Origin of the sequence: Kitasatospora sp. HUAS MG31, assembly GCF_040571325.1 — a bacterium.
GTDB lineage: Bacteria > Actinomycetota > Actinomycetes > Streptomycetales > Streptomycetaceae > Kitasatospora > Kitasatospora camelliae.
Map to the genome: position 1 here is coordinate 1,133,427 of NZ_CP159872.1, position 22,655 is coordinate 1,156,081.

At 75.2% G+C, this 22,655-nt stretch carries 18 protein-coding genes; 5 read left to right on the plus strand and 13 right to left on the minus strand.

The window, feature by feature from the left end; genetic code table 11:
- The first annotated feature begins 76 nt into the window (after positions 1-76).
- Complete coding sequence (locus ABWK59_RS05505) at positions 77-2,551, plus strand: glycoside hydrolase family 65 protein (RefSeq protein WP_354638295.1); 2,475 nt, start codon at positions 77-79, stop codon at positions 2,549-2,551.
- Here the strand turns inward: ABWK59_RS05505 and ABWK59_RS05510 are convergent.
- Both ABWK59_RS05510 and ABWK59_RS05515 read right to left on the minus strand, forming a co-directional pair.
- Positions 2,486-3,271 (minus strand): CBS domain-containing protein, encoded by a 786-nt coding sequence (locus ABWK59_RS05510; protein ID WP_354638296.1) that lies wholly within the window; start codon positions 3,269-3,271, stop codon positions 2,486-2,488. The two genes, ABWK59_RS05505 and ABWK59_RS05510, sit on opposite strands and share 66 nt — an antisense overlap.
- Entirely contained in the window at positions 3,268-6,012 is a 2,745-nt protein-coding gene (locus ABWK59_RS05515) for a GNAT family N-acetyltransferase (RefSeq protein WP_354638298.1), read from the minus strand. The genes ABWK59_RS05510 and ABWK59_RS05515 overlap by 4 nt, the downstream gene beginning before the upstream one ends.
- Positions 6,013-6,456: 444 nt before the next feature.
- Between ABWK59_RS05515 and ABWK59_RS05520 the strand changes: the two genes are divergently transcribed.
- The gene (locus ABWK59_RS05520) at positions 6,457-6,957 is read left to right on the plus strand and encodes a flavodoxin family protein (RefSeq protein WP_354638300.1); all 501 of its coding nucleotides are present in this window, start codon (positions 6,457-6,459) and stop codon (positions 6,955-6,957) included.
- Between the two features lie 197 nt (positions 6,958-7,154).
- Here the strand turns inward: ABWK59_RS05520 and ABWK59_RS05525 are convergent, their stop codons facing one another.
- The 3 genes from ABWK59_RS05525 to ABWK59_RS05535 are packed head-to-tail and all read right to left on the minus strand — an operon-like array spanning position 7,155 to position 11,530.
- Positions 7,155-10,088, minus strand: coding sequence for an ABC transporter permease (locus ABWK59_RS05525; protein ID WP_354638302.1), 2,934 nt, complete (start codon positions 10,086-10,088; stop codon positions 7,155-7,157).
- A gap of 3 nt (positions 10,089-10,091) precedes the next feature.
- Positions 10,092-10,823, minus strand: a complete 732-nt coding sequence (locus tag ABWK59_RS05530; RefSeq protein WP_354638304.1) for an ABC transporter ATP-binding protein — start codon at positions 10,821-10,823, stop codon at positions 10,092-10,094.
- Positions 10,820-11,530: a CBS domain-containing protein gene (locus tag ABWK59_RS05535; protein ID WP_354638306.1), complete on the minus strand. Its 711-nt coding sequence runs from the start codon at positions 11,528-11,530 to the stop codon at positions 10,820-10,822. Before ABWK59_RS05535 ends, ABWK59_RS05530 begins: the two co-directional genes overlap by 4 nt.
- 468 nt (positions 11,531-11,998) lie before the next feature.
- Between ABWK59_RS05535 and adhP the strand changes: the two genes are divergently transcribed.
- Positions 11,999-13,015 (plus strand): alcohol dehydrogenase AdhP, encoded by a 1,017-nt coding sequence (gene adhP / locus ABWK59_RS05540; protein WP_354638308.1) that lies wholly within the window; start codon positions 11,999-12,001, stop codon positions 13,013-13,015.
- A 43-nt stretch (positions 13,016-13,058) separates the two neighbouring features.
- Positions 13,059-13,499: a universal stress protein gene (locus ABWK59_RS05545; RefSeq protein ID WP_354638310.1), complete on the plus strand. Its 441-nt coding sequence runs from the start codon at positions 13,059-13,061 to the stop codon at positions 13,497-13,499.
- Between the two features lie 7 nt (positions 13,500-13,506).
- Here the strand turns inward: ABWK59_RS05545 and ABWK59_RS05550 are convergent, their stop codons facing one another.
- The 3 genes from ABWK59_RS05550 to ABWK59_RS05560 all read right to left on the minus strand — a co-directional run bounded on the left by ABWK59_RS05550 (position 13,507) and on the right by ABWK59_RS05560 (position 17,084).
- A complete protein-coding gene (locus tag ABWK59_RS05550) occupies positions 13,507-14,775 on the minus strand; it encodes an APC family permease (protein ID WP_354638312.1) in 1,269 nt (422 codons plus the stop codon).
- Positions 14,776-14,866: 91 nt separating this feature from the next.
- Positions 14,867-16,201 (minus strand): cation:proton antiporter, encoded by a 1,335-nt coding sequence (locus ABWK59_RS05555; protein ID WP_354638313.1) that lies wholly within the window; start codon positions 16,199-16,201, stop codon positions 14,867-14,869.
- A 43-nt stretch (positions 16,202-16,244) separates the two neighbouring features.
- Positions 16,245-17,084 (minus strand): YhjD/YihY/BrkB family envelope integrity protein, encoded by an 840-nt coding sequence (locus ABWK59_RS05560; RefSeq protein WP_354638315.1) that lies wholly within the window; start codon positions 17,082-17,084, stop codon positions 16,245-16,247.
- A gap of 206 nt (positions 17,085-17,290) precedes the next feature.
- Between ABWK59_RS05560 and ABWK59_RS05565 the strand changes: the two genes are divergently transcribed.
- Complete coding sequence (locus ABWK59_RS05565; RefSeq protein ID WP_354638317.1) at positions 17,291-17,674, plus strand: VOC family protein; 384 nt, start codon at positions 17,291-17,293, stop codon at positions 17,672-17,674.
- 34 nt (positions 17,675-17,708) lie between these two features.
- On the opposite strand, the gene ABWK59_RS05570 is transcribed toward ABWK59_RS05565, so the two are convergent.
- From ABWK59_RS05570 to ABWK59_RS05590, 5 genes are all read right to left on the minus strand, one after another.
- Positions 17,709-18,536 (minus strand): PaaX family transcriptional regulator C-terminal domain-containing protein, encoded by an 828-nt coding sequence (locus tag ABWK59_RS05570; RefSeq protein WP_354638318.1) that lies wholly within the window; start codon positions 18,534-18,536, stop codon positions 17,709-17,711.
- 105 nt (positions 18,537-18,641) lie between these two features.
- Positions 18,642-19,367 (minus strand): Asp/Glu racemase, encoded by a 726-nt coding sequence (locus ABWK59_RS05575; protein ID WP_354644837.1) that lies wholly within the window; start codon positions 19,365-19,367, stop codon positions 18,642-18,644.
- A 184-nt stretch (positions 19,368-19,551) separates the two neighbouring features.
- Positions 19,552-20,457, minus strand: coding sequence for a fumarylacetoacetate hydrolase family protein (locus ABWK59_RS05580; protein ID WP_354638320.1), 906 nt, complete (start codon positions 20,455-20,457; stop codon positions 19,552-19,554).
- Positions 20,458-20,518: 61 nt separating this feature from the next.
- The gene (locus ABWK59_RS05585; RefSeq protein WP_354638322.1) at positions 20,519-21,640 is read right to left on the minus strand and encodes a cupin domain-containing protein; all 1,122 of its coding nucleotides are present in this window, start codon (positions 21,638-21,640) and stop codon (positions 20,519-20,521) included.
- A complete protein-coding gene (locus ABWK59_RS05590; protein WP_354638324.1) occupies positions 21,637-22,647 on the minus strand; it encodes a carbon-nitrogen hydrolase family protein in 1,011 nt (336 codons plus the stop codon). Before ABWK59_RS05590 ends, ABWK59_RS05585 begins: the two co-directional genes overlap by 4 nt.
- Positions 22,648-22,655 lie beyond the last annotated feature (8 nt).

Genomic DNA, 22,655 nt, shown 5'->3' on the forward strand with positions numbered 1-22,655 from the left:
CGTCCGGGGCGGGCCCGGGCGCGCCGCGCGCGGGGGCGGCGGGCTCCGCACACTGGAGGAGGACCGAGGAGGCCAGGTGGACGCGGAGGACCCCGGCGCGCCGCGCCCGGACGCGGGAGCCCGGGACGCAAGGGCCCCGGACAGGAGCACCCCGGACGGCGGGGCGCCCAGGGTGGTCGACCCCTGGACGCTGCGCCACGAGGGCTGCGATCCGACCGGGGAGGGCCTGCGCGAGGCGCTGTTCGCCGTCGGCAACGGCTATCTGGTCACCCGCGGCGCCCATCCGGAGAGCCACGCGGACGGCGTCCACTACCCCGGCACCTACCTGGCCGGCTGCTACGACCGCGCCGCCTCCACGGTCGCGGGCCGGGTGGTCGAGCACGAGGACCTGGTCAACTGCCCCGACTGGCTGCCGCTGACCTTCCGCCCGCCCGGCGGGGACTGGTTCGCGGGCCCGCCGTCCGACCAGCGGGTCGACCTGGACCTGCGGCGGGGCGTGCTCACCCGCACCGCCCTGGTCGTCGACCCGGACGGCCGCCGGACCCACCTGGTGCAGCGCCGCATCGCCAGCCAGGCCCAGCCCCACCTGGTCGCCCTGGAGACCGTGCTCACCGCCGAGAACTGGTCCGGCCGGCTGGAGGTCCGCTCCGCCCTCGACGGCACCGTCACCAACGGCGGCGTGCCCCGCTACCGGGGACTGACCGGCCGCCACCTGGTCCCCGCCGGGCAGGGCGCGGACCCGGGCGGCCCGGTCTGGCTGGAGGTGGAGACCGCCTCCTCCCGGCAGCGCATCGCCCTCGCCGCCCGGACCCGGGCGCACGCCGCCGGCGTCCCGCTGCGGTGCGCCAGGGCCGCGGAGACCCGCGACGGGTGGGCGGCCGAGGTCCTCGCGCTCGACGTGGAGCGCGGCGAGCCGGTCACGGTGGAGAAGACCGTCGCCGTCCACACCTCCCGCGACCCGGCGATCGGCGCACCGCTGCGCGCCGCCCGCCGGCTCGTGACGGAGGCCGGCCCCTTCGAGGAACTGCTGGCCGACCACGCGCTGCGCTGGGAGGAGCTGTGGCGCCGGTGCCGGATCGACGCCGACCTCCCCGGCGCCGGCGCGCTCCACCTCGACCTGTTCCACCTCCTCCAGACGTACTCGGAGCACTCGACCGACCTGGACGTCGGCATCCCCGCCCGCGGGCTGCACGGGGAGGCGTACCGGGGCCACGTCTTCTGGGACGATCTGTTCGTCCTCCAGGTGCTGAACCCGCGCTTCCCGGAACTCACCCGGGCCGTCCTGCGGTACCGCCACCGCCGCCTCGACACCGCCCGGCAGGCCGCCCGCGCGGCCGGGCTGGCGGGCGCGATGTACCCGTGGCAGAGCGCGAGCGACGGCCGCGAGGAGGCCCCGCGCCTCCACCTCAACCCGCTGTCCGGGCGCTGGCTGCCCGACCACAGCCGCCTGCAGCACCACGTCGGGTCCGCCGTCGCCTACAACGTCTGGCAGTACTACCAGGCCACCGGCGACCTGGACTTCCTCGCCACGGCCGGCGCCGAGATGCTGCTGGAGATCGCCCGGTTCTGGTCGACCTCGGCGGTGTACGACCCGGCGCGGGAGCGCTACTCGATCCGCGGCGTCGTGGGCCCCGACGAGTACCACGAGGCCTACCCCTGGGCTGCGGCCCCCGGTCTGGACGACAACACGTACACCAACGTGACCGCCGCCTGGGTGCTCGACCGAGCACTGGAGACCGTGGACCTCCTGCCCGGCTACCGCCGCGACGAACTGATGGAACGCCTGGCCCTGGACCGCGCCGAGCTGGACCGCTGGCACGAGGTCGGCCGCCGCCTCCACGTCCCCTTCCACGACGGCGTGCCCAGCCAGTTCGACGGGTACGAGCGCCTGGCCGAGCTCGACTGGGAGGACTACCGGCGCCGCTACCCGAACCTCCAGCGGCTCGACCGGATCCTGGAGGCCGAGGGCGACACCGTCAACCGGTACAAGGCGTCCAAGCAGGCGGACGTCCTCATGCTCTGGTACCTCTTCTCCGCCCGCGAGGTGCGCGACCTGCTGCGCCGGCTCGGCTATCCGGCCGGGCACGAGCTGATGCGTCGGACGACCGGCTACTACCTGCGACGCACGATCCACGGCTCGACCCTCAGCTCCGTGGTGCACGCCTGGGTGCTGACCCGCACCGACCGGCGAGCCTCCTGGCGGCACTTCCGCGACTCCCTGGTGGCGGACCTCAGCGACAGCCAGAGGGGCACGACCGCCGAGGGCGTGCACCTCGGCGCCATGGCCGGCGCCGTCGACCTGCTGCAGCGCTGCTACACCGGCCTTGAGATCCGCGAGGACGCCCTGTGGCTGGACCCGCACCTGCCCTCGGCACTGGGCCGGCTGGAGATGGAGATCCGCTACCGGGGCCACTGGGGCCTGGTCGTCGCGATCGACCGCCGGACCGCCACGGTGACCCTCCGCGAGAGCCGGCAGGCGCCGGTGTCACTCCGCTTCCGGGGCGCCCTGACCACGATCCGGCCCGGGGAGAGCCACCGGTTCACCCTCTGAGTCGGTGTCGGACCCGGTGTCGGCGGTGTCGGCCGTTTCGGCCGTGTCGGCGGTGTCCTCGACGGCCCAGGTGAGCCGTTCGGTCAGGCGTACCAGCCCGTCGATGCGGGCGGTCTGCAGGCACAGGGCGGCGGCGTCGCTGTGGGTGCGGGTGCGGCCGGCCAGGGTGACGTGGCCGCGTTCGCACCGGACGTGCAGGGAGCCGGGCACCACCCCGGTGCCCGGGGTGAGGGCCAGGGCCAGCGCCTCGTCGCGGATCGCCTCGTCCTCGCGGCGCAGCGCGTCCAGCAGGTCGTGCGGGGAGAGCAGGCCGGTCAGGCGGCCCTTCCCGTCGACCACGGGCAGGTGGTGGAGGGCGTGCCGGTCGAGGACGGCCAGTGCCTGCGCGAGGTCCTGGTCCTCCGTCACGGTGATCGGCGGCGAGGTCATCAGGTGCCGGGCGAGGACCCGCGATCCTCCGGTCTCCGGATGGGCGTAGGCGGCGAGTAGGTCGGAGGCGGCGACCACTCCGGCCACCGTGCCGTCGGCCGCCACCACGGGCAGGACGCCGCGCCGGGAGGCGGTGAGGGCCGCGACCACGGTGGCGAAGTCGGTGTCCGGGGTGACGGCGACGGCCGGGCGGGTCATGCAGGCGGCGACCGTGGGGCGGGCCCGGGTGCCGGCGGGGACCGGGTCGGCGAAGGTGTCGGCGGTGCGGCCGTCGAGGATGCTGTGGTTCACGGCTGTCGGGCCTCCGGGGTGGTGGCGGGGGCGTGCGGCCGCCGCAGGTAGGGGTCGAAGGACGGCCGGGGTTCCAGGCGGATGCGGGCGTCCACGCACAGCAGCCCGTCGGGCCGGGCGATCAGCGGGTTGAGGTCGGCCTCGGCGAGCTGCGGCAGGTCGGCGGCCATCCGGGAGAGGCCGGCGAGGACCTGGCGCAGGCCCGGCAGGCCGGGCGGGGGGCTGCCGGAGCGGCCGGGCGGCAGGGGGGTTCCGGGCAGGTCGGTGAGCATGCCGGCGAGGTCGCGTTCGGTCAGCGGGACGAGGCGCGCGGAGCGGGCGTCCGGGTGGTCGGCGGCGGTTCCGCCGAGGCCGAGGACGACCAGCGGGCCGAAGACCGGGTCCTGGACCACCCCGGCGAGGAGTTCCAGGCCGGGGGCGGCCATCGGCTGCACCACGGCACCGGCCATCCGGGCGCCGGGCCGGTCGGCGAGCTCCCGGTAGGCCGCCCTGACCTGGGCGTCACCGCGCAGCCCGGTGCGGACCGCGTCCTGGGCCGGGCTGCGCGCCGACTCCGGCCGGTACGCCTTGAGGACGATGGCCCCGTCGTGGCCGAGCCGGCTCAGGGACTGCGCGGCCAGGACGGTCTCGTACTCGTCGACGGCCATGATGGAGGCGGACATCGGCAGGTTGTAGCAGTCGAGCAGGTCGGCGGTGGTCGACGGGTCGAGCCGGCCGCCCCGGGGGTGGTCGGCGAGGAAGGTGTCCACCAGGCGGCGGGCGGCGGCGGTGTCCACGGTGTCGGGTTCGGCGAGGGGGGAGGGCGGTTCGGCCAGCCAGCGGGCCCGCTCCCGGGCGTGGGCGAGGGCGTGGGCCGCGGCGTCCGGGTCGGTGTAGCTGGGCAGCAGTCCGCCGTCCGCGCAGGTCAGGTAGCAGATGGGGGCCTCCTGGCTGACGAGGACGGCGGCCAGCGGGATGGTCCGGCGGGCGGGGCCGTCGAGGAGCGCGCGGACCGGTTCCTCCGCCCGGCAGCTGGTGAGCGCGGTGGGGACGAGGCAGAGCAGCAGGGCGTCGACCGCGTCGCTGCGGGCGAGCAGGTCGATGGCGGCGCGGAGTTCCGCGGGGCCGACCTCCGCGGTGGTGTCCACCGGGTTGACCGCGCTCGCGCCGGCGGGCAGGACCTCCGCCAGTGCGGCGGCCAGGTCCGCCGGGAGGGTCGGCAGGGTCAGCCCGGCCTCGGCGCAGGCGTCGGCGGCCAGGATGCCGATGCCGCCGGCGTTGGAGAGCACGGCCACCGCCCCGCGTTCGGCGGGGAGCGGCTGTGCGTACAACAGGGCGGCGGTGTCGACGAGTTCGGCGACCGAGCGGGTGGCGGTGATACCGGTCTGCCGGAACAGCGCCTCGCGGGTGACGGTCGGGGTGGCCGCCGCGGCGGTGTGCGAGGCGGCGCCCCGCCGGCCCGCCGCCGAGCGGCCGGCGTCCACGGTGAGGACCGGCAGCGTCCGGCTGACCCGGCGGGCGGTGCTGGAGAACGCCCGGGGGCTGCCGAAGGACTCCACGTGCAGCAGCGCCAGGTCGGTACAGCCGTCGCTCTCCCACCACTGCAGCAGGTCGTTCCCGCTGACGTCGTACTTGTCGCCGAGCGAGACGAAGCTGGAGACGCCGATGCCCAGCCAGGCGAGCCGCTCCAGCAGGGCGATCCCCACCCCGCCGGACTGCACCGCCACGCCCGCGGTGCCGGGCAGCGGGACCACGCCGCCGAACTCGGCGTCCAGCCGCACGCCCGGGGCGGTCTGCGCGATGCCGAAGGAGTTCGGGCCGACCAGGCGCATGCCGTGGCGCCGGCAGGCGTACATCAACTCCCGTGCCTGGTCGGCGTCCAGGCGGGAGGCGAGGACCACCAGCGCCCGGACCCCCGCCGCGCCGCAGGCCCGGGCCACGCCCGGCACCACGGCGGGCGGCACGGCCAGCACCGCGAGTTCGGGTGTCCCCGGCAGCTCGGCGAGCCCCGGGTAGGCGATCTCGCCGCCGATCCGCCCGGCATACGGGTTGACCGCCCACAGCGCGCCGGTGAACCCGCCCTCGCGGATCTTCCGCAGGACGGTGTGCCCCACCGAGCCGGGCCGCCGGGAGGCACCCACCACGGCCACCGACCGCGGCCGCAGCAGGGCGGCCAGGCCGGCGAGGTCGGCGGTGCCGCCGCGCCGGTCCACGGCCTGAAGGGAGTGCTCGTCGCTCTCGTCCAGCGAGACGCGGACCCGGATCCCACCCCGCGCCAGGCGGCGGTGGACCGGCAGGCCCAGGTCGGAGAACGGCTTGTGGACGGTGCGGTTGCCGGTCAGGGTGTCCGCCTCGAAGGCCGTGACGCCCCGCTCGCGGGCGGCCTGCACCAGGCGCTCGACCAGCGGGGTGGCGACCCCGCGGTGGTGCCAGGCCTCCGCGACGGCGAGGGACAGCTCGGCGGTCCGTCCGTCCGCGGCGGTCAGCTCGCAGTCCGCCTCGCCGACCAGTTCCTCCCCCACCCAGGCGCCCAGCGCCAGCAGGTCCGGCCGCGTGCCGCCGCAGAGCCGGTCGGCGGCGGGCAGCGGATCCCGCCGGGTGGCGCCCAGGAACCGCAGGCGCCGGCCGGCCTCGGACATCCGGGCGGCCAGGAGATCGCGCACCGCGTCGCGGTCGGCCGGGACGAGGGCGCGGATCACGGCGGTGGTCCCGTCGGCGAGAAGCGCCTCGGCCTCGGCCGGCGGGTGGTGGATCGCGGACATCTGCGGCTCCCTCGGTCCGGCCCGCGCCGCACGGCTGCCGGCACGGGCTTCCCCCTCCACGGTCGCCCACTCCCCGTCGCGTTGCCAGGGCCGGTCGGCCCCGGCCGCTCCACCGTGGCCTGGTCCCGCCGATCGGGGCCCGGCGGACCGTGGGCGGGGCCCGACCGGCCCTGCCCTCGGCGGGGTGCCCCGCCCGAGGATGGAGACGGTCGGACACGGCCGGCCGCGACGGGATCGGAGGCGGTCATGTTCATGAGCGCGGGAAGCGGCGGCCGGGCCGCCCTCCACCCGGTCCGGCCCTCCGTCCAGCGGGCTGCCGACCGGCGCCCGCGGACGCCGCCCGGCAGCCGCCCGGCCGGGCCGGGCACCACCCTCCGGCCTGACACCGACGCCCGCGCGGCACCCGGTCGGGCCGCGACCGGAACGAGAGGCAGGCGAGCAGCCATGCAGGCAGTGATCGTGTACGAGAGCATGTACGGCAACACCCGGGAGGTCGCGGAGGCGATCGCCGAGGGTGTCCACGACGCCGCGCCGAACGCGGAGGTCCGGTGCGTCCCGGTCGCCGACGCGGGCGCGGACGTCACCCGCGGCGCCGACCTGCTGGTGGTCGGCGGACCGACCCACATGCACGGGATGTCCTCCGGACTGAGCCGCACCATGGCGCGGAAGTCCGGCGAGACCGAGGAGGAGGCCACCGGGCCGGGCCTGCGGTCCTGGTTCCACGGGCTCCCCGACACCGAACCCGGCACCCACGCCGCGGCCTTCGACACCCGGGCGGACTTCCGGATGAGCGGCGGCGCGGCCAACGGCATCGCCCACCGGCTGGCCCACCACCACTACGACGTGACGGTGGAACCCGAGGGCTTCATCATCGAGGACGCCGAGGGCCCCCTCCGCGCCGGCGAACTCGCCCGTGCCCGCACCTGGGGCGCGGGACTCGTCTGAACCTCGGCTCTGAACCTCGGCGCCACCGGACGGCGGCCCGGAGCCCCTAGGGCTCCGGGCCGCCGCCCGCTCTCCGTCCTAGCCTGCGCTCGCCTCCCCGTGCAGTTCGCGTCCGACCCCGTGGGCCCGGCGCCGGATGTGCTCGGGGTCGCGGAGGTCGCCGCCCTTGCACGATCCGTAGGACACGCCCCGGGCCGTCAGTCGGGGAGGCGGACGGCGAGGGCGGGGCGGATCCGGGCGGCGTGGCGGGCCGGGCCGAGGGCGGCCAGCAGGGAGGCGGCGACGGTGACGGCGGCGAGGGTGGCGATCGGTCCCCATTCGATCGGGAAGCCGCCGTTCAGTCCGGTGAAGGCCGAGCTCTTCTGGTACATCAGCCAGGTGGTGAGCACGCCGAGGACGCTGCCGAGGAGGGTTCCCTCCAGGGCGACGAAGCCGCTCTCCCAGAGGAAGGACCGCTCGACGGTCCGGGCCTGGCAGCCCAGGGCGCGCAGGACGCCGATGGTGCGGCGGCGTTCCCGGACGGCCCGGACCATGACCACGCCGAGTCCGGTGATGCCGATCAGCAGGCCGAGGGCGAGGAAGCCCTGCATCAGGCGGAAGAAGGCGGTGTTGGCGGCGAACAGCCGGTGGACGTCCGCGGCGATCGGGGTGGCGACCAGGCTGGCGGAGAGGTGGCCGCCCTGGAGCTGGGCGGCCAGGTCCTCCGGGGAGGTGCCGGGGGCGGTCCGGACCAGGGCGCTGGCGGTCTGCGCCTGCGGGCCGAACTGGGCGGCGACGGCCTGCTCGCCGAGGACGACGGGGTAGACGGTGGTGCTGCTGCCGTTGCCCGGGTAGAAGGCGAGTCCGCTGGTCAGCACGCCGGCGATGGTCTTGGTGGCGGCCCGTCCGGTGACCGGGTCGGTGAGGGTGAGGGTGTCGCCGGGGGCGTAGAACTTGCCGGCGGGTCCGCCGGTGTGGCCGAAGAAGGTGTCCACGACGACGTACTCGGGGTGGGTGGCGAGGGCGTTCCAGACGGCGGGGTCGTCCGGCAGGCCGGGCAGCCGGTCGCGGAAGGCGATGCCGGTGGCGGCGCCGTCGGGGACGCCGACGACGGCGGTCTCCAGGGGCTGGGTGGTGCGGTGGCCGGGGTCGGTGGCCTGCCCGCGGGCGTTGAGCAGCGGGGCGACGGCGGCCGCCCGGCCGGCGAGCGGGCCGGAGCGCAGGTCGTCGAGCGGGCTCGTCCCGGCGGCCGGGTTGTAGTCCACCCGCAGGGTGTAGCCGGCGGTGGCGTCGGCGGCGGCGCGGTCGATGCTGGCGTTCATGATCCCGGAGATCTCGGTGAGCAGGACCAGGACGAGGACGATCAGGGTGTACATCACCATGGTCGAGCCGGTGCGGAAGCGTTTGGCCAGCGGGTAGGCGGTGGCCAGGCGGGCGGCGAGTCCCTGCTGGGTGGGGCGGTCGATCAGGCGGCGCAGCGGCCGCAGCAGGACGTGCTGGTTCTCGCTGACCAGGACCACGGCGGAGAAGGCGGCGAGGCTGCCGAGGATGACGTACACGGCCATGGACGGGGTGTCGAACACGTTCGGGCGGACGACGCTGGCGGTCAGCGTCCAGAGCAGGACGAGTCCGGCGGCGAGGCTGTCGGCGGCGCGGCGCGGCATCACCCGCCGGGCGGCGGGCACCGCGAGGGCGACGGCGAGGGCGGGCAGCAGGTAGGTCTGTTCGGCCTGGCTGCGGGCGAGGGCCGGCACGGCGGCCAGGGCGCACAGGACGCTGAGGGCGGTGGAGACGGCGAGCAGCCGGCGCCTGGGCCGGTGGCCCGGTTCGGCGGGGAGGTCGCGGATGGCGGCGATGACGTTGAAGCGGCTGATCCGGGCGCTGGTGGCGGCGATCGCGGCGAGGGCGATGACCAGGCCCAGGGCGGCGCCGTTGAGCAGACTGGTCGGGGTGACGGCGAAGGCGATGTCCAGGCCGCTGCCGTCCACCGACCAGCTGCGGAAGATCTGGGCGGCGACCACGGCGACGCCCCAGCCGACGGCGACGCCGATGGCCACCCCGGGCAGGGTGCCGGCGAGGGCGTAGGCGGCGCCCTCCAGGCTGAACGAGCCGACCAGGCGGGAGCGCTTGAGGCCGACGGCGCGGAGCATGCCGAGCTGGGCCTTCCGTTCCTCGGCGAGCATCACGAAGATGTTCACCAGCAGCAGGGCGCCGGCGATGATGCTGAAGCTGCCGATCATCAGGAACAGGGCGCCGAGGGCGTCCCCGGTCTGCCGGGCCTGCGTGAGCACGGTGTGCTTGGGGGTGTCGACGGCGGCGCGGGCGGCGTCCGGGCCGAGGGCGGTGCGGATCCGCTCGGTGACCCGGTCGGTGAGGTTCTCGCCGGACTCGACGCCGCCGCGGTTGGACACCAGGGTGATCGAGCGGGCCTGGCCGCCGGTGGCGGCGCCGGCCGCGTCGAGGGCGCCGGGCGGCAGGAAGGCGTTGCGGTTGACCCGGCCGCCGAGGCCGCTCCCGGCCAGCCCCTGCTGGGGGACGACCCGCTCCACCGTGTAGGCGAACGGCTGCCCGTACAGGTAGAGGGTGATCGGCTGTCCGGGGCCGGTCCTCAGGGCGCGGGCGAGGGGCTCGTTGAGGACCACCCGGCCGGGCGGCGGCGCGGGGCCGTCCAGGCCGGTGGCGCCGGCGCCGGAGCCGAACCGGGCGGCGGCGTCGAGGTCGGTCTGCCAGGCGAGCACCCGGGGTTCGGCGACCGGCTGCGCGGTGTGGGTGTTGGCGGCGGCTGCCTGGGTGACCTGGGCGGTGAGCAGGCCGTCCACGTCGGGGTCGGCGGCGAGCGGGGCCAGCCGGTCGGCGACGGACCGGCCGGCCGCCGGGTCGGTGCTGACGACCCGTTCGTCCACCGGGCCGAGGGTGCGGTATGCCTCCTGGCGGACCGAGGAGCCGAGGGTGTCCCCCACCACGAGGGCGCCGACGATGATCGCGGTGCCGAGGACGGAGCCGGTGATCACCAGGGCGGCCTCGGTCCGTCGCCGGGCGAGCTGACGGCCCGCGAGCCGGCGGACCACCGGCTGCCGGACGGCGATCGCCAGCAGGGCCACCAGGGCGACGGCGAGGAGGCCGAGCAGCGGGAGGAGGAGGCCGGGGTACACGGGTCAGCCCGCCGGTTGGAGGGCGGCCCGCCGGGTGTCGGAGACCAGGCGGCCGTCGCGCATCCGGATCAGCCGGGGCAGGCGGGCGCCGATGGCCTCGTCGTGGGTGACCAGGACGATGGTCTGCCCCTCGTCGCGGTTGAGGGTGTGCAGCAGGTCCATCACCTGGCCGGCCATGGTGCTGTCGAGGTTGCCGGTGGGTTCGTCGGCCCAGACCACGGCGGGCCGGGCGACCAGGGCCCGGGCGATGGTGACGCGCTGCTGCTCGCCGCCGGAGAGTTCGCTGGGCCGGTGGGCGACCCGGTCACCGAGGCCGACCCGGTCCAGCATCGCGGTGGCCCGGGCCCGGGCCTCGCCCGGCGGGGTGCCGGTGAGCAGCAGCGGGAGTTCGACGTTCTCGGCGGCGGAGAAGACCGGGATGAGGTTGAAGGCCTGGAAGACGAAGCCCATGGCGCGGGCGCGGTGCTCGGTGCGTTCGGCGTCGGACATGGCGAACAGGTCCCGGCCGTCCACCTCGACCCGGCCGGCGTCGATGTCGTCGAGCCCGGAGAGGCAGTTGAGCAGGGTGGTCTTGCCGGAGCCGGACGGTCCCATCACGCCGACCAGTTCGCCGGGGAGCACGGTCAGGTCGAGGTCGCGCAGGGCGGTGACCTCGACGCTGCCGGTCCGGTAGACCTTGCGGACGCCGGTGGCGGCGAGGAGGGGGCGCTGTCTGTCCGGTGCCGGGGGGTTCACGGCCCCTCCTCGGTCGCGCCGGCGGAGGCCGCGAGCGGGCGTCCGGCGGGTACCGGCCGGTGCGGCGGGTCGAGCCGGCGGGCGCGTTCGTTCATCCGGTCGACCACGGAGACCACACCGTCCACCGCCCGGCACAGCCGCAGGACGACCTTGGCCAGGTACGGGGGTTCGAGGATGCCGCTGAGGGTGACCACCCCCTGGTCGACCTCGACGCCCACGGCGGCCGGGCTGACGCCCGCGGTCCGGCCGAGGACGTCCTCGACGATCTCGGTACGGATCTCCCGGTCGCCGCGCAGGAAGACGCGCAGCAGGTCGCTGCGGCTGACCATGCCGGTCAGGTGGCCCGAACCGTCCACCACCGGCAGGTGCTTGAGGTGGTGGCGGCCCATCAGGCGGGCGGCCTCCACCACGCTGGCCTCCGGGGTGGTGCACACCGCGGGGCTGGTCATCAGCCCGCGGGCGGTGGCGGCGTCGGCCGCCGCCGCCGGCGGCGGGGGCGACAGGCGGCTGGGGTCCTCCTGAGCCGCCTGGACGCGCAGCAGGTCGGCCTCCGAGACGACGCCGAGCGGCCGCTCGTCCGGGTCGACGACGGGCACCGCGCTGATGTCGTACTCGTGGAGCAGGGTGGCGATCTCGCGGAACCCGGTGCCGGGCGCCACCCGGACCACGTCGCGGGTCATCACCTGGTACACGGTGCGGTGCGTCATGACACGACCTCCTCGTAGCCCGTCAGGTCCGGGACCGGGTCCGGCCGGTCGGCGGGCATCTCCTCCACCCCTGGGGGTCTCGCTCTCGGCGCCGGGCGCGGACTCGCGGCCACCCCCGGGCCCGTCTCCAGCCTCCGCCGTCGCGAGGCGCGGGCCGAGGGGCGTGCGGCCCCGGTTCCAGGTCCGTCCGCACGGGCCCGGGGCGGGCGGTCCGGCCACCGCCGGTGGGTCGTTCGGCCCTGTCGCCGCGCCGGTGCCGGGGTTCGGCCGCCGGGTACCGCCGTCGGGTTCCGCCGAAGGGACCCGGGACCATCGGCCCGCGCCGGTGCACCCCTCGGCCCCAGCGCAGGCCCGGGCCGGGGCGGTGGGATGGAGGGGTAGCGCGGGACCGGCGGACGTCCGTCCCCGGCCGGGCCGCACGGCGGTGCGGACCGGCCCCGCCGTCACCCAGGGAAGGGCGGGAGCACCATGAGAGCCGCGGTCGTCCACGACTTCGCCGAACCACTCGCCGTCGAGGAACGCCCGGTCCCGACGCCCGCGCCCCACCAGGTGAGGGTCAGGATCGAGACCTCCGGGCTCTGCCACACCGACATCCACGCCGCCCGCGGCGACTGGCCAGTCCGGCCGCGCCTGCCGTTCGTCCCCGGCCACGAGGGCGTGGGGATCGTCGAGGCGGTCGGCGACCGGGTCCGCGACGTCCGGGTCGGCGAGCGGGTCGCCGTGGCCTGGCTGGCGGAGGCCTGCGGGCGGTGCGACCAGTGCGTCTCCGGCTGGGAGACGCTCTGCCTGCGGCAGCGCAACAGCGGCTACTCGGTGGACGGCTGCCACGCCGAGTACGTGCTCGCCCACGGCGACTACGTCGTCCCCGTCCCCGACGGGATCGACCCGCTGGACGCCGCTCCCCTCACCTGTGCCGGCGTCACCACCTACAAGGCCCTCAAGGTGTCCGGCGCCCGCCCCGGTACCCGGGTGCTGGTCTCGGGCATCGGGGGCCTCGGTCACCTCGCCCTCCAGTACGCGCGGATCCACGGCGCCGAGACCGTCGCCGTCGACGTCACCGACCACAAGCTGGCGCTCGCCCGCGAACTCGGCGCCGACCACGTGATCGACGCCCGGACCCAGGACGTCGCCGCCGAGGTCCACCGGATGGGCGGCGCGGACGCCGCGATCGCCCTCGCCGTCAGCAACGAGTCCTTCCGCGCCGCCTACGACGCGCTGCGCCGCGGCGGCACGCTGGTCCTGGTCGCCCTGCCCGCCGAAGGCACGCTGGAGCTGCCGGTCTTCGAGACGGTGCTGAACGGCACGAAGGTGATCGGTTCCATCGTCGGCACCCGTCAGGACCTCGCCGAGGTGTTCGCGCTGCACGCCCTCGGTCGCACCCGGGTGGTCCGCGCGCCCCGCCGTCTGGAGGAGGTCAACGCCTGCATGGCCGAGGTCCTGGACGGCAAGGTCGCCGCCCGCCTCGTGTTCGACCTGCGCCACTGAGGACCAGCCGGTCCTCGCCACGAGAGAACGGGAAGGGAACGAGATGAACGGGACGACGGCACGGCGGCGGATCGTGGTGGGGGTCGACGGATCGGCCTCCTCCCGCGCCGCCCTGCGGTGGGCCCTGCGGCAGGCCGGTCTGGTCGGCGCCACCGTGGAGGCGGTGATCGCCTGGGAGTACCCGGCGGTCTACGGCTGGGGCATGACCATGGTCGACGTGGACGCCGCCGCCTACGCCGGCAAGGCCCTCGCCGAGGCGGTCGCACAGGAGACCGGCCCGGACGGCGCGGTCGAGGTGCGCGAACGGGTGGAGTGCGGCAACCCCGCCCAGGTCCTCCTGAAGGCCGCCGAGGGCGCCGAACTGCTGGTCCTCGGCAACCGCGGCCACGGCGGCTTCGCCGGAGCGCTGCTCGGCTCGGTCGGCCAGCACTGCGTCCAGCACGCCCCCTGCCCGGTGCTGGTGGTCCGCGGTACGGAGCCCTGACAGCCGCTCAGCGCCGGGCGGCGGTGACCCTGCGCAGCCCGTACACGGCGGCGCCCACCGCGAGCACCACCGCGCCCCACAGCACCGAGGACGCCGGCAGGGCGAGGGCCAGCGCCAGGCAGCCCGCCGCGCCGACCACCGGCACGGCAAGCGGCGGGCGGCCCTCCCCCGGCGTCAGGGTCCAGGCGGAGGCGTTGGCGACGGCGTAGTAGGCGAGCACCCCGAACGAGGAGAACCCGATCGCCCCGCGCACGTCCGTGGTGGCCGCGAGGACCGCGACCACGGCGCCGACCAGCAGCTCCGCCCGGTGCGGTACGCCGAACCGCGGGTGGACGGCGGCGAGCGGGTGCGGCAGGTGCCGGTCCCGGGCCATCGCCAGCGTGGTGCGCGAGACGCCGAGGATCAGGGCCAGCAGCGAGCCGAGCGAGGCCACCGCCGCCCCGGCCCGTACCACCGGCACCAGGCTCGGCGCGCCCGCGGCCCGTACCGCCTCGGCCAGCGGCGCCGCGCTGTGGGCCAGCCGGTCCGGGCCGAGCACGGCGAGGACGGCGAGCGCCACGGCCGCGTACACCACCAGGGTGATGCCGAGCGCGAGGGAGATCGCCCGGGGGATGGTGCGCCGCGGCTCGCGGACCTCCTCGCCGAGGGTGGCGATCCTCGCGTAGCCGGCGAACGCGAAGAACAACAGGCCGGCCGCCCGGAGGACGCCGTGGAACCCGGCGTCCGCGCCGACCGCGAGGTGGCCGGCCTCGGCGGCCGAGCCGGTCAGGCAGGCGGTGACCACGGCGGCGAGCACGGCGAGCACCACGGCGACGATCACCCGGGTCAGCCAGGCGGCCTTCTGCACCCCGGCGTAGTTCACCGCCGTCAGCGCCACCACCACCGCGACCGCCACGGCGTGCGCCTGCTCCGGCCAGAGGTAGGAGCCGGCGGTCAGCGCCATCGCCGCGCAGGAGGCGGTCTTGCCGACCACGAACCCCCACCCGGCCAGGTACCCCCAGAACTCCCCGAGCCGCTCCCGCCCGTAGACGTAGGTGCCGCCCGACCGCGGGTAGCGGGCGGCCAGCCGGGCGGAGGAGGTGGCGTTGCAGTACGCCACCACGGCCGCCAGCGCCAGACCGGGCAGCAGCCCCGATCCGGCGGCGGCCGCGGCCGGGGCGAGCGCCGCGAAGACACCGGCGCCGATCATCGACCCGAGCCCGATCACCACCGCGTCGAACAGGCCCAGATGCCGCCGGAGCTCCCCGGCGTCGGCCGAAGGCGGCGTTGTGTTCATGGGTCCGGGCCCTCCCCTGTCCGTTCCGAGTGCCGGCGCACGATACCAAGGCGAGTCGTCGCCCGGGTGTCCCGGCCATGACCCGCCCGGCTCAGACGTCGGGGTCGGACCGCCCGTCGCCGCGGTGACCGACCCGGCCGCGTCCCGGCTCGTCCGGCGCGGCGGTCGCCTCGCGCAGCCCGGGCACGGCCGCGGCCGCGGCCTCGTACCAGGCGCCGTAGCGGTCGGACAGGAGGACGGCCGACAGGCCGTGCAGCAGCACGCTCAGCCCCACCGTGGCGGCCACGACGGCACCGATCAGCCCCACGCCTTCGACCTGCTCCTCCACCACCAGCAGGCCGAAGACGATGGACGCCAGGCCGCGGGGACCGAACCAGCCGATGTAGGCGACGGTGCGCGGCCGGAACCCGCTGCGGACCAGGGAGAGGGCGACCGGGACCATCCGGACCACGGTCAGGCTGAGGACGGCGTAGCCGGCGATCCGCCAGGTGAGGTGCTCCAGGGTCGGTCCGAGCAGCACGGCCCCGAAGACGAGGAAGCTCAGCGCCGCCAGCAGTCCGCCGAGGTACTCGGCGAACTCGGCGGACTCGGCCGTCCGGTCGTCCGTCGCCTCCTCCGCGCCGGGCCGGGTGCGCAGGCCGAGGGCGAAGGCGAACCCGGCGACCCAGGCGGCGATGAACCCGCTCCCGTCGGTGCCCGCCGCCAGCCCGTACGCGACGGCGGCCGTGGCCGGCACGAAGACCTGGCGCCAGGGACGGGAGGCCCATCCGCTGGCCCAGGACCGGTCCAGCAGCCGCCCGCCGGCCCAGCCGACGGCCAGGCCGAGGACCGTGCTGAGCACGAGGGTCCGCCACAGGACGCCGTGCACACCCTCCTGAGAGGTGACCGTGCCGGGCAGCGCGGCCAGGAAGAGGACGAAGAACGGCAGCACCAGGCCGTCGTTCAGGCCGCTCTCGACGTTGAGGCCCTTGCGGACGACGCCGGGGACCCGCGGGTTGAACACGGCGTCCTTGCCGAGCGCGGCGTCGGTGGGCGCCAGGACGGCGGCCAGCAGGGCGAGCTCCCAGGCCGACAGGCCCGGGAGCAGCGGCCAGGCCAGCAGCCATCCGGCTCCCACGGTCAGCGGGAGCCCGATCGCCAGCAGCCGGAGCGGGAGGAAGCCGCCGATCCTCAGGTCCCGGCGCCGGATCGTCATCGCGTCGGTGAACAGCACCAGCGTGAGCGCCGCCTCGACCAGGGTCAGCACCGGTCCGGCGTCGTGGGCCAGGTCCAGGAGCCCGAGTCCCGCCGGGCCCAGGAGGATCCCGCAGCCGACGAAGACCATGGGGGAGGAGACGGGGGTGGTGGAGAGCCGCCGGGACACCAGGGCGTACCCCGCGATCACCGCGGCGACCGTGACCCCGGTCCAGGCGTGGCCCCCGCTCATGCCGCGTCCGCCGGTGGCGGAGGACCGGGCGTCCTGGTGCGGCTCAGGGCGCGTCCCGCTTCCGGACGCGGCGCAGCCTCGCCGAGACGGCGGGCAGGGGCGTTCCCCGCTGCTGCCAGACGGTGCCCGTCACCGCGCCGAGGATGATGACCACGCCCAGGGCGATCAGCCAGGACATCAGGGCGAAGACCACGCCGATCGGACCGTACTCCCGCGCGTTCGACGTGATCATGCCCGAGGCGGTGAAGGAGAAGACCACGGCCATGCCGACGTAGTACACGCTGGTGGCCCAGGCGCACGGGAGCAGGTTCCGCCACGGGACCCGGCGGCCCAGCAGGATCCGCATCATCAGCCACCAGAAGGCGGCGACCGCGACCACCGCGACCGTTCCGAGCAGGACCGGGCCGCCCAGGTGGTGCAGCGCCCGGGACGCCCAGCCGGCCAGCAGCATCCCGCCGATCATGACGGCCAGCGCGGTCACCAGGCGGAGGATGTTCCGGCGCGGTCGGCCGGAGAGTCCGAAGACCCGGTGGTAGAGCTCCTGCAGCGCGGCGACCCCGGCGATGCCACCGACCACGAAGAAGACCGACGACGCGCCGCCGACCGCGCTGCTCGTCGTCGCGGCCGGCGCGATCAGACCGCTGACGTCGGACGCGGCCTCCTGGTTCAGGCCCATCCGCCGGACCATGCCCTCCATCGCCGTGCGGCCGGCCAGCGCGTTGGCCACGAGCATGAACGGGACGAAGCAGAGCAGCAGGGTCCCGGCGAAGACCATGCCCTGGTTGGCGAAGTCGACCGCCTGCAGCCGGTTCCACAGTGCCTCCGCCCACGAATCCGCGTACCGCCGTCGGCCCGACTCGACCAGCCGGCGCAGCTTCCGCACGGAAGAGCCTCCCTCGAACCCGGTCCGCGCGGCGCCGGGCGACGCACCCGCGCTCCTGACGTGCCGTCGTCCAGCATCCCCCGGCCGGGGGCCGCGCCCCACGCGACCAGGCTGCGGGCCGGGGCGAATCCCCCGGACAGCCCAGATGGCGGCCGCCCGTCCCCGGGCCGCACCGGTGCGCCGAGACGTCGTCCTAGACTGCCGACATGGCATGCCGCATCAGTGAGTTGGTCCTCGACGCCGCCGATCCCGAGCGGCTCGCGGCCTTCTGGAGCGAGGTCCTCGGCTATGTCGAGCTGGAGCGGGAGGAGGACGGCAGCATCGCGATCGGTCCGGCCGACGCCGGTTTCGGCGGCCCGCAGCCCACGCTGGTCATCAGTCCCACCGGCGACCCGCGGCCCGCGAAGCTCCGGCTGCACATCGACGTGAGCGCCACCGACCGCGACCAGGACGCCGAGCTGGAGCGGCTGCTCGCCCTCGGCGCCCGGCACGCCGACGTGGGCCAGACCGGCGAGGAGAGCTGGTACGTCCTGGCCGACCCGGAGGGCAACGAGTTCTGCCTGCTGCGCGCCCGGATCCGCCCGGCCTGACGCCCCGTCTGCCCCATGCTCCGTGATCCGGAGGTCAGCTCCGCACGAGGCCGGTGGCCTCCCTCACGTGGTCCAGGCTCGGTTCGGCGAGCAGGTCGTGGAGTTCGGTGAACACGCTCCGGGCCTCGATGGCGTTCCAGTCGGCGGGCAGCAGCTCGGCGGGCAGGCCCGGGTCGAGGTAGGGCAGGCGGCGCCACTGGGTGAGCATCGGGACGTAGTCGCGGAAGGCCAGCACGGGGTCGATCCCGGGCTGTGGCCGCAGCTCCTCGGCGACCGGCTGCCACTCGGCGGTGAACGCGGCGTACTGGGCCTCGATCGCCGGGAAGTCCCACCAGGAGCTGACCGCCTCGCTCAGCTCGGCGAAGCCGGCGTAGTCGGAGGTGAACAGGTGGACGTAGGAGCTCAGTCGGAGCCGCTCCAGCATCCGGCGGGCGTCGGGGAGCAGCCGGGCGGGGGCGAGCCAGACGCCGGGGGCGGCGTTGCCGAAGCCGAGCCAGGTCAGGCGGGAGCGGAGCTGGTGGCGGTGGGCGCGCTCGGACTCGGGGACGGAGAAGACGGCGACGACCCAGCCGTCCTCCAGCCGGGCGGGGGCGAGGCTGCCGAAGATCCGCCGGTCGCCCTCGTCGAAGACCGGGCCCATCGCGGGGCCGAGCCGGTAGCCGGTGCCGTCGCGGCGTTCCTGGAGCAGGGTGCCGGACTTCTTCAGCCGGGAGATGGCGGAGCGTACGGCCGGGCCGTCCACGTCCAGTTCGGCCATGAGCGCGATGAGGTCGGCGATGGAGATCCAGCCGCCGAGGCGCCGGACGAACTCGCCGTAGATCGTGTTGATCAGGGAGCCGGGCCGGGTCGCGCTCTCCGCCATGGTCGCCTACCTCCTCGCTGACCGATGATCATACCGGGCGGGTTCGCGGCTCCCGGTCGGCCTCCGACGGCCCTACGGGACACCGGACCGGACCTCCGCCGGGGTTCACACCCCGCCGAGCGGCGCCTCGGCGTACGCGCCGGAGAGCAGGTGCCCGGCGCCGGGCGCGACGGCGGGCAGGCCGAGGGCGCGGAGCATCTGGTGGGCGGTGCAGACGGCGGCGGAGACGACGGGCTTGCCGAGCAGTTGCTGGGCGTCCTCGATCGCGGACAGCGAGGGCAGCTGGACGCAGGCGGAGAGCACCACGGCGTCGGCGTCGGTGTGGGCGAGGGCCTGGGCGATGGCGGGCAGCCGGGCCGGGTCGTGGGCGGCCACGTCGAGGTTGCCGGGGATCTCCAGCGAGGTGTGGTCGAGCACCTCGATGCCCTCGTGGGTGAGGTAGTCGACCACGGTGCAGGTCAGCGGCTTCAGGTAGGGGGCGACCAGGGCGATCCTCCGGGCACCGAGGGTGCGCAGCCCGGCCACCAGGGCGCCGGCGCTGGTGACCACGGGGGCGGGGGCGCCGTTGCGGGCGGTCAGGTCGCGCAGCCGGTCCTCGGAGACGCGGTGGTACCCGAGGCCCATGGCCATGATGGCGACCAGGCAGGCGTAGCCGAGGACGTCGACGTGGGCGTCGGAGAGCTCGACGGCGCAGCGGTCGGAGTCGGCGTCCATGGCCTTGAGCTGCTCGGCGGTGACGTGGGTCATCCGCATCCGGCTGGAGTGGAAGGTGAAGCGCTCGGGGGCGATCGTCTCGCGGGCCCGGAGGATGGCGGGGACCTCGGTCTCCATGGTGACGTTCGAGCTGGGGACGATCTGGCCGATCCGGTAGGTGCGCGGGGTCACGGGCGTACTCCTGGCGGAGGTCGGGTTCGGTGGCGGCGAAGGGTCGGTGACGGCGAGGTTCGGTGACGGCGAGGTTCGGCGGCGGCGAAGGGGTGGGACCGGGTCCGGCGGGGCCCGGTCCCGCGGGGCCTCAGCGGGCGTCGACGACGGGGTTGGCGAGGGTGCCGATGTGCTGGATGGTGGCCTCGACCAGGTCGCCGGGCTGGAGGAACTGCGGGGGCACCATGCCCGCGCCGACGCCGGAGGGCGAGCCGGTGGCGATGACGTCGCCGGGCTCCAGGGTGACACCGGAGGAGATGTCGGCGATCAGGCGCGGGATCCGGAACAGCATGTAACGGGTGTTGGAGTCCTGCTTGGTCTCGCCGTTGACGGCGAGGCTCAGGTCCAGGTCGTGCGGGTCGGCGATCTCGTCGGCGGTGACCACGGCCGGGCCGAAGGGGGCGTAGGAGTCCTGGCCCTTGGAGAAGAACCACTGGCCGGAACGGCGCTGGTCGCGGGCGCTGACGTCGTTGACGATGCTGTAGCCGAAGACGTGCTGCCAGGCGTCCTCCTCCCTCACCCGGAACGCGGGGCGGCCGATGACCACGGCGAGTTCGCACTCCCAGTCGAGCTGCTTGGTCAGGTCGGCGTTGTGCAGGATCGGCTGGCCGGGTCCGGTGACGGCGGTGGCGGGCTTGGAGAAGAGCACGGGCCGGTCGGGCACCTCGCGGTCGGTGTCCAGGCTGCGGTGGGACTCGGCGACGTGCTCCACGTAGTTGAGGCCGACGCCGATGATCTTCCCGGGGCGGAACGGGGTGCGCAGCGAGACCTCGGCGAGGGCGTGGACGGCGCCGCTCGGCCGGCCGGACTCGGCCCGTCCGAGCAGGTCGCGCACCGCGTCGACGGCTCCTTCGCCGGCGCGGATCAGGCCGAGCAGGTCGGTGGGCAGGTCGCTCCCGGCGGCGCCGGCCAGGGCGGCGAGGTCGGCCACCCGCTCGCCGAGCTGGGCACCCAGCCGGGGGGTGGCGTCGTCCAGGGTGAAGGTGACCAGGCGCATTCGGGGGGCTCCTTGGGAGGGGGCGCGGGAAGTCGTCGGGGGAAGGGAGACGGGCTGCGGGCTACTGGCCGTCCTGCACGACCGGCTGGTGGCCGCCGTTGTCGGTGTAGGCCTCCTCCCGGTGGAGGGCGAGCGAGCGCATCACCGGGAAGTCGTTGAAGGAGAACAGGCAGGCGTCCTCGGACGGGTCGAGGTTCACGTGCTCGTGCCAGGCCCAGGAGGGGACGCAGAACACGTCGCCCTTGGTCCAGTCGAAGCGGCGGCCGGCGATCACCGAGTACCCGTGGCCCCTGGCGGCCGTGTAGACCACCGAGCCGGTGTGGCGGTGGGCCCGGGTGGCCTGGCCGGGCCGCAGCAGTTGCAGGTGGGCGCTCATGGTGGGCATCACCGATCCGCCGGTGACGGGGTTGGTGTACTCCATGATCACGCCGTCGTACGGGGATCCCTCGGCGGCCCGGGCGAGGTCGAGCAGGGCGTGGTAGCTGGGCTCCCAGGGCCAGGCCAGCAGCGGGGAGTAGGGGCGGGTCCACCTCTCGGTGCCGTACGGGAGCAGGTTGCCGCCGTGGCGGAGCACGGAGGAGTTGACCACCGCTCCGGGCGCCTGGTGCAGCTCGGGGTGGACCTCGTAGAAGTTGGCGTCGAGGGTGTTGACCAGGGGGATGTCCAGGCCGTCCTGCCAGATGACGGGGGCGTCCTCGGACTCGTTTCCGTGCTCGTGCCAGGTGCCGTTGGGGGTGACGGCGAAGTCGCCGGGGCCGACCTTGAGCTTCTCGCCGTCGACGATCGTCCAGGCGCCGGTGCCCTCGTGGACGAAGCGCAGGGCGGCGGCGGCGTGGCGGTGAGCGGTCATGGACTCGCCGGGTCCCATGATCTGCAGGCCGGTGTAGAGCAGGCCGACGGCGGCGCTGAGTTCGCGGCGGCCGGGGTTCACCAGCATGACCACGCGGCGGCCGGCGTCGTCGGCCCTGACCAGCGGCAGGGCCTTGGCGACCAGCGGGCGCAGCTCCTCGTAGCGCCAGAGCACGGGGACGGACCGGGGCTGCGGGTACCAGGGCTCGATGTCGTTGGCGACGGTCCACAGGGCGCCGGCGTCGAGCTTGGCCAACTCCTCGTAGTAGGCGATCAGTTCGGGGCTGTCGTTGACCCGGGCGCGGCCGAGCCGGCTGTCGTCGTAGGTGGTCACTGGTGCTCCTCCTCCTCGGAGGTGGCGGGCGCCGGCTCCGCCACGGGGGCGGTGAAGGTGACCGGGCCGCGGGGGCGGTTGTCGACGTGGAGCTGGAAGATGTCGAAGCGGTTGTAGTGGCCGACGATGTCGTGCATCTGCTTGGGCTGGATGCAGCGGGTGAGGTCGATCTCGGCGTAGACGATGCCCTCCTCGTCGACCAGGGGATCGGTGACCGGGCGGCCGTCGGGGCCGAAGACGCCCGACAGGGCGCTGCGCTTGCGGCCCAGCAGGGTGCGGACGGCCTCCTCCCCGCCGGCGATCGTCTCGACGATCTCGGGCGAGATGGTGGAGCAGGCGACGACGGAGAAGACCTTGCCCTCGAAGCTGTGGGCGGCGGTGCGCACCGCGATGGCCTCGGCCATGTCGTAGTCCTCGGGGGCGACCGGCAGCGCGATGTAGCTGGCGGTGTGGACGAGTTCGCCCTGGGCGAGGAGGGTGAAGCGGGCCAGCGTGTTGGTGTTCTCGCCGCAGGCGAGGGAGCCGAGCGGGCCGATCGGGGTGCGGTGGACGCGCAGGCTGCTGCCGTCGCCGCCTGTCCAGGTCAGCTTCTCGGCCCAGGTGGGCACCAACTTGCGGTGCACGCCGATCAGTTCACCGTCCGGGCCGATGGTGAGCAGGGTGTTGTAGAGCACGCCGAGGCTGTGCGCGCCGCGTTCGTTGACGCCGATGACGACGGTGGTGCCGGCCTGGCGGGCGGCGGCGCGCAGGGTGTCGACGTGCGGGCCGGGGACGTCGATGGAGGAGAGGTAGAGGCGTTCGAACCAGGGCGAGCCCTGGACCGGGTTCATGGTCCAGTTCCAGTAGGGGTAGCCGGGGACGAACACCTCGGGGAAGACGACGAGTTCGGCGCCGTTGCCGGCCGCCTCGTGGATCAGCGACACGGCCTTGTCGACGGTCGCGGCGGCGTCCAGGTAGACGGGCGCGGTCTGGACGGCGGCGGCGGTGAAGCGGGGCAGGTGGTCCATCGGGCTCT

Coding starts and splice junctions, on each gene's coding strand:
- ABWK59_RS05515 (WP_354638298.1), bottom strand. CDS start 6,012: ATGTCCGCGATCCACCACCCGCCGGCCGAGGCCGAGGCGCTTCTCGCC.
- ABWK59_RS05520 (WP_354638300.1), top strand. CDS start 6,457: ATGCAGGCAGTGATCGTGTACGAGAGCATGTACGGCAACACCCGGGAG.
- ABWK59_RS05535 (WP_354638306.1), bottom strand. CDS start 11,530: ATGACGCACCGCACCGTGTACCAGGTGATGACCCGCGACGTGGTCCGG.
- adhP (WP_354638308.1), top strand. CDS start 11,999: ATGAGAGCCGCGGTCGTCCACGACTTCGCCGAACCACTCGCCGTCGAG.
- ABWK59_RS05545 (WP_354638310.1), top strand. CDS start 13,059: ATGAACGGGACGACGGCACGGCGGCGGATCGTGGTGGGGGTCGACGGA.
- ABWK59_RS05550 (WP_354638312.1), bottom strand. CDS start 14,775: ATGAACACAACGCCGCCTTCGGCCGACGCCGGGGAGCTCCGGCGGCAT.
- ABWK59_RS05555 (WP_354638313.1), bottom strand. CDS start 16,201: ATGAGCGGGGGCCACGCCTGGACCGGGGTCACGGTCGCCGCGGTGATC.
- ABWK59_RS05565 (WP_354638317.1), top strand. CDS start 17,291: ATGGCATGCCGCATCAGTGAGTTGGTCCTCGACGCCGCCGATCCCGAG.
- ABWK59_RS05570 (WP_354638318.1), bottom strand. CDS start 18,536: ATGGCGGAGAGCGCGACCCGGCCCGGCTCCCTGATCAACACGATCTAC.
- ABWK59_RS05575 (WP_354644837.1), bottom strand. CDS start 19,367: ATGGAGACCGAGGTCCCCGCCATCCTCCGGGCCCGCGAGACGATCGCC.
- ABWK59_RS05580 (WP_354638320.1), bottom strand. CDS start 20,457: ATGCGCCTGGTCACCTTCACCCTGGACGACGCCACCCCCCGGCTGGGT.
- ABWK59_RS05590 (WP_354638324.1), bottom strand. CDS start 22,647: ATGGACCACCTGCCCCGCTTCACCGCCGCCGCCGTCCAGACCGCGCCC.